We start from the raw sequence: 7,741 nt of genomic DNA, 5'->3' as shown, positions 1-7,741 counted from the left end.
CCTCTCTCCCTTCCTTCGTCGTTTGCTCCTACATGAAGCCCTAGAGAGCCGCGCTCGCTCTTTCACGCTGCCGACCTGGGCGATTGCTGAAGCTACCAGCTTGATTTCGTCACACCGGGCAGCTCACCACGCAAGGCCCGCTCACGGAAGCAGATGCGGCACAGGCCGAACTTGCGCATGTAGGCGCGCGGACGCCCGCAGACCCGACAGCGGTTGCGCTTGCGCACCTTAAAGCGAGGCTTGCGCTGAGCCTTGACGATCATTGAGACCTTGGCCATCGATCCTACCTCCTGAAGGGCATCCCAAGCAGACTGAGCAGACGTCGCCCCTCCTCATCGGTGCGTGCCGTGGTTACAATGCTAACCTCCATGCCCCGAACCTTATCGATCTTATCATAGTCAATCTCGGGGAAGACGAGCTGCTCACGCAAGCCAAGCGTATAATTTCCACGCCCGTCAAAGGAATCCGGTGAGACTCCCTGGAAGTCACGCAGACGCGGCAGCGCGACATTCATCAGCTTGTCCAGAAAGTAGTACATGCGCTCGCCTCGCAGCGTCACCATGCAGCCGATCTGCATGCCTTTGCGCACCTTGAACGAGGCCACCGAGCGCCGCGCATGGGTAATGACCGGGCGCTGACCGGTGATGAGCGAGAGATCGTTCACCGCCGCCTCCATCGCCTTGGCGTTCTGAATGGCCTCGCCCATCCCAATGTTAATGACCACTTTGTGGATGCGCGGCACCTGCATCGGATTCTTGTAGTTAAACTCCTTCTGCAGGGCCGGTACCACCTCCTTGAGATACTTCTCTTTCAAGCGTGCTGCCATAATCTCTACGCACTCCTCGTCCGATCAGCAATGACCTTGCCACACTTCTTGCAGATACGCACCGGGCGGAGCTTCTGATCCGCTCCCATCGGACGACGCTCATGGGCCACGCGCGTCGGCTGACCACACTCCGTGCAGATCAGCATGGTGTTCGAGACATGGATGGGCATGGCTTTCTCGATGATACCCCCCTGCCGCAATTGACCTTGCGGCTTTTGATGCCGCTTGACAAGATTGATACCCTCGACAATAACCTTGTTGAGCTGCGGCAGGGCCTTGACTACTGTCCCTTGCTTGCCCCGATCCTTGCCTGTGATGATGAGCACGGTGTCGCCCTTCTTGATATTCATTTTGGCCCGGTGCAACGGTCGCTTTTCTAGCTTCGCTTTTGCCTTGACAGCCATTGTCTTGTCTACCTGCCTTCCTTCCTCATGCCCCCTCAGAGCACCTCTGGCGCGAGCGAGAGGATACGAACATAGTTTTTCTCACGCAGCTCGCGGGCTACCGGACCAAAGATACGCGTTCCTCGTGGGTTGTTACCAGAGCCGATCAGAACAGCAGCATTGTCGTCAAAGCGAATACGGGAGCCATCGGGGCGTGCGTACTCCTTAGAGACGCGCACCACCACCGCAGTCACTACCTCACCCTTCTTCACCTGCCCATTAGGGGCAGCGCTCTTGACACTGGCCTTGATGACATCACCAACTGTAGCGTACTTCTTGTTAGAAGTGCCAAGGACACGAATACACATGATCTCCTTGGCTCCCGTGTTGTCAGCCACCTTCAGGCGAGTCTGGGGCTGGATCATTCGGCTCCCTCCTCTCCTTGCTGCTCAGTCCGCCCGCCAGATTCTCCCTGGCTAGTGCCCTGCTGCACTCGCTCCAGTTCGCTGGTGATCTCCTGACCCAGCACCTCCTCAACGGGCACTACACCGCTGCCACGCTTGATAACTTCAATCAAGCGCCAACGCTTGAGCTTGCTCAGCGGGCGGCATTCCTCAATGCGGACTATGTCCCCTATCTGACAGACGTTGTGCTCATCATGTGCATAGAAATGCTTTGTTTGCCGATATGTCTTTTTGTAAAGAGGGTGCATCTTGAGACGCTCAACCGCAACAACGATGGTTTTATCCATCTTGTTGCTGATTACCAGCCCCACCTTCTGCTGACGACGGCGCTGCGGCTGCTTGGCGGTTGAGCTGAGCGCGGTCGCATTCTGTTCGGTCGTTCCCTGCGTCATTGCTCAGCCTCCAACTGTGAGATATGGTGGAGCAGGCGAGCGATATCTTTGCGAGTCTGGGCGAAGATGCGCGTATTCTTGACTTCCCCGCGCTGCTTCTGCAGGCGCAGGTTGAAGAGCTTCATACGCAGCTCTTTCAGCTCGCGCTGAGCCTCCTGCAGCGACATCTCGCGAATCTGCTGACGACGCTCCTTAAGCTTCGGCACGCTCCGCCTCCCCTTTGACTACAAAGCGTGTGGCGATTGGTAACTTATGGCTTGCCAGGCGAGCAGCTTCCCTGGCGACTTCCTCGCTCACACCACCGATCTCGAAAATCATATGACCAGGCTTGACCACCGCTACCCAGTGATCGAGGGCACCTTTTCCTTTCCCCATACGGGTCTCTGCCGGCTTGGCAGTAACGGGCTTATCAGGAAAGACCCGAATCCATACCTTGCCGCCGCGCTTCATGAAGCGCGTGATAGCAATACGGGCGGCCTCGATCTGGCGCGCTTCCAGCCAGCAGGGTTCCAGAGCCTGCAAGCCGTAATCGCCGAACGCGATGGTATTGCCACGATGAGCGGTCCCCTTGAGGCGACCGCGATGCTGTTTGCGATACTTTGGACGTCTCGGTGCCAGTAACATGGCTGCCTTTTCTCCTCTTTGCCACAGATAGCCCCGCCTCTCCGCCTACTGCTGCGACCTGTTCCGATCGGGGCTAATGCATCTGCTCTCTTCTGCCACTGGCTGCTCTCTGCTCTCGCCGCTAGGTTTTTTGGCCCGCCAGCCTGGCGCGCTCGCCGGCGAGAGCGGTCGGACGTAACGGCCTCCCAGGTCAGGAATAGGGCACTGCGCCAGCGCCTCTTCGCTGACAAGGCCGCTGAGCTGGCATGCTGGTCTGATCCTACCCGATCCTGCCCGCCACGTCCTTCAGCCTGCTTACTCTTCAGCGCTGCTGGCCGGAGACTGCTCGTTCCCCTGTGCCTGCTCAGCCGTAGCTGGCGGGGTCGTCTGTTCAGGCGAGGTAGCCGGCGCTGAGCCCTGGACAGGCTGCTGCTGGTGCTGAGCTGTCGGCTGCGCCTCGGCCTGCTGCTGTTGTTGCTGGTGCTGCTGCTGGTGCTGATGCTGCTGTGCCTGGCGCCCCTGCTCGCCACCACGCTGACCTTGCTCACCCCGTGGCGGACGGGAAGGACGAGATGGACGGCCTTGACGCCCCTGCTGGCCCTCGCGCTCGCCGCGCGGAGGACGCTGACCACGCTCACGCTCGGCCTGGGTCTGCTGACCAGCTTGAGCCTGACCCTGACCGCGCTCACGTCCAGGCCGCGCCTGAGCATGCTCGGGCCGCGGACGTGCACCACGCTGCTCAGGCCGCTCGCGTCGCTCAGGCCGCTCGCGTCGCTCAGGCCCACGCCGCTCGCCAACGCTGATCTCACGCGGCAGCAGCGCTGGTTGCGGCGCCACCTCTTGACCCTCGGGACCTGGGCCTTTGCCGGGGAGCACGTCCCCTTTGTAGATCCAGACCTTGACCCCAATCACGCCATAGGTCGTGTGAGCCTCTGTCTGCCCATAGTCGATATCGGCGCGCAAGGTATGCAGGGGGACTTTCCCCTCAACCTCCTTTTCGCTGCGTGCAATCTCCGCGCCGCCAAGGCGCCCACTGACAATGATCTTGATCCCCTTGGCATTGGCGCGCATCGCTTTCTGCACTGCCTGTTTCATGGCGCGCCGGAATGAGACACGCTTCTCAAGCTGCTCGGCGATCGTGCGACCCACCAGGTAGGCATCTAGCTCCGGCTGACGAATCTCCACGATATTGAGGCGCACCCGCTTATGAATCTTCGATTCCAACAGATTGCGCAGCCGGTCTACCTTCTCGCCATTTTTGCCGATCACGATGCCCGGTCTGGCAGTGTGGATCGTTACCGACACCTGCGTCGCAGCCGCACGCTCGATCTCAATGCGGGAGACCGCCGCGTTGGCCAGCTCACGATTGATCGTCTCGCGGATCAGCATGTCTTCCGCGAGCAGGTCTTTGTAGTCACGCTCAGCATACCAGCGAGAAAGCCAGGTTTTGATAATGCCGAGCCTGAACCCTGTGGGATGAACCTTCTGTCCCACTGACGTGCTCCTCCTTCACTGCACTTCGCTCGCTCAATTCGTTAGCGTCCCAGGTCGGCTCGATCATCCGAAACGATGACTGTGACATGACTGGAGCGGCGGATGATGTACGACCATCGTCCGTGCGAGCGGGCCCTGAAGCGCTTCTGACGTGGCCCCTCGTCTGTCACAATGTTAAGAATGTAGAGCTGGTCGGGATCGAGATTGTAGTTGTTCTCTGCGTTAGCGACCGCCGACTGGATCACCTTCTTGACCGGCCTGGCCCCGGCGTTGGGCAGGAAATCAAGAACCGGCAGCGCCTCGCTGACACGCAGTCCCTTGACCGCATCGGTGACCAGGCGCAACTTACGCGGCGAAATGCCTATGTTTCTCGCAATAGCCCTGACTTGCATCTCCTACTCCATCAAAGATGGCTCCGCTGGCCTTCCGCCAGGGATGGGAGGAGAGAGCAGGCTAGCGAACCGAGGTGGTCCGCTCGCTCTTCCCCCCCGAGTGACCGCGGAAGTGCCGCGTGGGAGCGAATTCTCCCAGCTTGTGGCCTACCATGTTCTCGGTGATATAGATCGGCACATGGGTTTTGCCATTGTGCACGCCGATGGTCAAGCCAACCATCTCGGGGAAGATGGTTGAGGCGCGCGACCAGGTCTTGATCAGGCGGCGCTCACCGCTGCGCCGCATCGCCAGGACCTTCTTCCTCAGCGATTCGTGAATGTATGGTCCCTTCTTACGCGAGCGCGACATGCTTTCTTTCTCCTCCTCCTACCTGTGCCTGTCTGGCCGGCTCACTCGCTAGCGTCGACCAGCGTTGCGCCGACGGACAATGAAGCGATCGGTCCGCTTGTTGCGCCGCGTTTTGACACCGAGGGCGGGCTTGCCCCAGGGCGTCTGCGGCTGGCCGCCGCGCGGCGCGCGTCCTTCGCCACCGCCGTGCGGATGGTCACAGGGGTTCATGGCCGCGCCGCGCACCGCAGGCCGTCGGCCCATATGGCGGGAACGGCCCGCCTTGCCGATGGTGATGTTCTCATGGTCGGGATTGCCAACCTGACCAACGGTGGCCATGCAGCGGCTGTGCACGTAGCGCAGCTCGCCCGAAGGCAGGCGAATGAGAGCATACTCACCCTCCTTAGCCATCAGCTGCGCCCCCACACCAGCACTGCGCACCAGTTGGCCCCCGCGCCCGGGCACCAGCTCAATGTTATGAATGGTGGTGCCAACCGGAATGTTCTTGAGCGGCAGGGCATTGCCCGGCTTGATGTCGGCGTCCGGCCCCGCCATCACGTAGTCGCCCACCTTCAGCCCGAGCGGCGCGATAATGTAGCGCTTCTCGCCATCAACGTAATGCAGGAGAGCTATGCGAGCCGAGCGATTAGGATCGTACTCGATAGCGGCCACTTTGGCCGGCACGCCCAGCTTGTTGCGCCTGAAGTCGATGATCCGATAGGCTCGCTTCGCCCCTCCGCCTCGATGGCGGGTGGTGATCCGGCCCTGGTTGTTGCGACCGGCATGCTTTTTGAGCGGCTTGATCAGCGACTTCTCCGGCTCCGTCTTCGTGATCTCTTCGAAGGTCGAAACCGTCATGCCGCGCCGCCCGGGTGTCGTTGGCTTATACTGCTTTACTGGCATTGCTTTTCCCCTTATGCCTTCAACGCCTCAATGGTCTGACCCGGCTGGATGGTCACAATGGCCTTTTTCCAGCGCTGCCCGTGGATGACGCGCGGCAGGGCTCCCCGCCGGCGCAGGACGCGCTTCTTGCCGGGCACATTGATAATGTTGACCTTGAGCACCTTCACATTGAAGAGCTGCTCGACGGCGCGGCGCACGTCGATCTTCGTGGCCTCTGGCGCCACCTTAAAGGTATACTGGTTGTGCTGCTCCTGGAGCTTGACCGATTTTTCCGTGATGATTCCGTGACGCAGAACCTCGGTGATCTCCACGGCCTACCCCTCCTCGCTATCGCCGGCGGCCTCAGCGTCGGCACTGGCCTCGCTCTGAGGCTCCTCCTGCGCCGCAGCCTCCGCCTGGGCCTCGACCTCGCCCTCGGCTTCGGCAATTCGTTGGCTGGCCTCCTCGGCGCTCAACCCTTCACCGAAGACGTATTCCAGCCAGCGCACAGCCGGCACCGGCATGATGACACTGTCGTGCTTCAGCAGCTCTACCACATTGATGGCACAGACATGCTCAACCTTGGTGCCTGGAATGTTGCGCGCCGAGAGCAAGACGTTCTCATCGCGCTGCGGCAGCATCAGCAGCACACGCTTGCTGTCGCCGACAGGCAGCTTGCTGAGCACCTCTAGCATATCTTTGGTGCGGGGCCGCTCCAGCTGGAGCCGGTCCACAACAATCAGGCGATTGTTAGCCACTTTATCCGAGAGCACCGAGCGGATCGCCAGGCGCCGCATCTTGCGTGGCACGTCGTGATGATAGATGCGAGGCCGCGGCCCAAAGACCACGCCACCGTGGCGGAAGTGGGGCGCGCGAATGCTTCCCTGGCGCGCCCGACCGGTGCCTTTCTGCCGGTACGGCTTCTTATTTCCTCCCGAGACCTCGCCACGGTGCTTGGTGGAGACGGTGCCCTGGCGGCGGTTGACCAGCTGGGCGGTGACCACCTGGTGGAGCACCGGGATATGGGGCGTGATCCCGAAGACCTGCTCGTTTAGCTCAAGCTCTCCCACGGCCTCGCCGGCCATGTTATACACTGTCGTCGAGGGCATCGCCGTACCTACCTCTTATGCTTCCTAATCATGAGCAGGCCGCCATTCGCACCGGGCACCGAGCCTTTGACGACCAGCAGATTGCGCTCCGGGTCGGCCTGAATTACACGCAGCCGTTTGACGGTGACGCGCGCATTGCCCATGTGGCCGGCCATGCGCAGACCCTTGAGCACTCGTCCAGGAGTGGTGCCAGAGCCAATGGAGCCAGGCGCGCGATGACGATCCGATTGGCCATGCGTCTTGGGGCCACCCGCAAAGCCGTGGCGCTTGACGCCTCCCTGGAACCCTTTTCCTTTGGAGGTGCCGATCACATCGACAAATTCACCAACCTTAAACAGGCTGACGTCAAAACGGGCGCCCAGTTCGAGCTTGTCGGGCGTGACCCCTTCTTGCAGCTTGACTTCGCGCAGGACACGGAAAGGACCCAGCTCCGGCCCAGGACGGCGCTGACGGTTCTCCTGCAGGGCTAGGAGCTTCTGGATCTGCTTGTCTGGTTTCTTCTCTTCGGCTGTTTGGGCTCCTACTCCACCCTCAGCCCCCTCTTCCTGGCTGCGAGCTTTGGCACGCTGCTCCTGTTGGTATTGCTGCAGACGGCGGCGCTGGGCCCTTAAGAGCGGCAGCCGATGACCCAGGTGCCCCAGTAGCGGGCGCGTGGCCCGCTTGACAGGGATCGGCTCAAAGCCGATCTGGACTGCTTCGTAGCCATCACGGGCAGTGGTCTTGATCTGGGTAACGATGCACGGGCCAGCTTCGATGACGGTCACTGGGATGGCGTTGCCATCCGGCCCGAACACCTGTGTCATGCCCACTTTCCTGCCCAACAATCCATTGAGCATACTCTCTACCTACTCTCCTCTGTAGGGAGCTT

11 protein-coding genes and 4 pseudogenes are annotated in these 7,741 nt (G+C 60.9%); all 15 read right to left on the bottom strand.

Annotated features, from left to right (window positions below; genetic code table 11):
• Positions 1 to 92: 92 nt before the first annotated feature.
• Positions 93 to 278, bottom strand: coding sequence for a type Z 30S ribosomal protein S14 (locus tag IRZ24_RS13860; protein ID WP_297165238.1), 186 nt, complete (start codon positions 276 to 278; stop codon positions 93 to 95).
• Between the two features lie 5 nt (positions 279 to 283).
• The gene (gene rplE, locus IRZ24_RS13855; RefSeq protein WP_297165236.1) at positions 284 to 826 is read right to left on the bottom strand and encodes a 50S ribosomal protein L5; all 543 of its coding nucleotides are present in this window, start codon (positions 824 to 826) and stop codon (positions 284 to 286) included.
• Positions 827 to 831: 5 nt separating this feature from the next.
• Complete coding sequence (gene rplX, locus IRZ24_RS13850) at positions 832 to 1,230, bottom strand: 50S ribosomal protein L24 (RefSeq protein ID WP_297165234.1); 399 nt, start codon at positions 1,228 to 1,230, stop codon at positions 832 to 834.
• 35 nt (positions 1,231 to 1,265) lie between these two features.
• Positions 1,266 to 1,634, bottom strand: coding sequence for a 50S ribosomal protein L14 (rplN, locus tag IRZ24_RS13845; RefSeq protein WP_297165232.1), 369 nt, complete (start codon positions 1,632 to 1,634; stop codon positions 1,266 to 1,268).
• Positions 1,631 to 2,065: a 30S ribosomal protein S17 gene (gene rpsQ, locus IRZ24_RS19860; RefSeq protein WP_366914297.1), complete on the bottom strand. Its 435-nt coding sequence runs from the start codon at positions 2,063 to 2,065 to the stop codon at positions 1,631 to 1,633. The genes rplN and rpsQ overlap by 4 nt, the downstream gene beginning before the upstream one ends.
• A complete protein-coding gene (gene rpmC / locus IRZ24_RS13835; RefSeq protein WP_297165230.1) occupies positions 2,062 to 2,271 on the bottom strand; it encodes a 50S ribosomal protein L29 in 210 nt (69 codons plus the stop codon). The genes rpsQ and rpmC overlap by 4 nt, the downstream gene beginning before the upstream one ends.
• The gene (gene rplP, locus IRZ24_RS13830) at positions 2,258 to 2,689 is read right to left on the bottom strand and encodes a 50S ribosomal protein L16 (RefSeq protein WP_297165228.1); all 432 of its coding nucleotides are present in this window, start codon (positions 2,687 to 2,689) and stop codon (positions 2,258 to 2,260) included. The genes rpmC and rplP overlap by 14 nt, the downstream gene beginning before the upstream one ends.
• A gap of 846 nt (positions 2,690 to 3,535) precedes the next feature.
• A pseudogene (gene rpsC, locus IRZ24_RS13825) lies at positions 3,536 to 4,162 on the bottom strand (30S ribosomal protein S3); the annotation flags it as partial.
• A gap of 41 nt (positions 4,163 to 4,203) precedes the next feature.
• The gene (gene rplV / locus IRZ24_RS13820) at positions 4,204 to 4,554 is read right to left on the bottom strand and encodes a 50S ribosomal protein L22 (RefSeq protein ID WP_297154587.1); all 351 of its coding nucleotides are present in this window, start codon (positions 4,552 to 4,554) and stop codon (positions 4,204 to 4,206) included.
• Positions 4,555 to 4,615: 61 nt separating this feature from the next.
• Positions 4,616 to 4,903, bottom strand: coding sequence for a 30S ribosomal protein S19 (gene rpsS / locus IRZ24_RS13815; RefSeq protein WP_052890667.1), 288 nt, complete (start codon positions 4,901 to 4,903; stop codon positions 4,616 to 4,618).
• A gap of 48 nt (positions 4,904 to 4,951) precedes the next feature.
• Positions 4,952 to 5,785 (bottom strand): 50S ribosomal protein L2, encoded by an 834-nt coding sequence (rplB, locus tag IRZ24_RS13810; protein ID WP_297154584.1) that lies wholly within the window; start codon positions 5,783 to 5,785, stop codon positions 4,952 to 4,954.
• Between the two features lie 11 nt (positions 5,786 to 5,796).
• Positions 5,797 to 6,096, bottom strand: coding sequence for a 50S ribosomal protein L23 (gene rplW / locus IRZ24_RS13805; RefSeq protein WP_112431551.1), 300 nt, complete (start codon positions 6,094 to 6,096; stop codon positions 5,797 to 5,799).
• A 153-nt stretch (positions 6,097 to 6,249) separates the two neighbouring features.
• Positions 6,250 to 6,873 (bottom strand): annotated as a pseudogene (gene rplD / locus IRZ24_RS13800) (50S ribosomal protein L4); the annotation flags it as partial.
• 8 nt (positions 6,874 to 6,881) lie between these two features.
• Positions 6,882 to 7,295, bottom strand: a pseudogene (rplC, locus tag IRZ24_RS19855) (50S ribosomal protein L3); the annotation flags it as partial.
• A gap of 210 nt (positions 7,296 to 7,505) precedes the next feature.
• A pseudogene (rplC, locus tag IRZ24_RS19850) lies at positions 7,506 to 7,709 on the bottom strand (50S ribosomal protein L3); the annotation flags it as partial.
• Positions 7,710 to 7,741: the final 32 nt, after the last annotated feature.

The organism is Thermogemmatispora sp. (genome assembly GCF_019683755.1).
GTDB lineage: Bacteria > Chloroflexota > Ktedonobacteria > Ktedonobacterales > Ktedonobacteraceae > Thermogemmatispora.
This window is presented reverse-complemented; position numbering and strand designations above follow the sequence as displayed.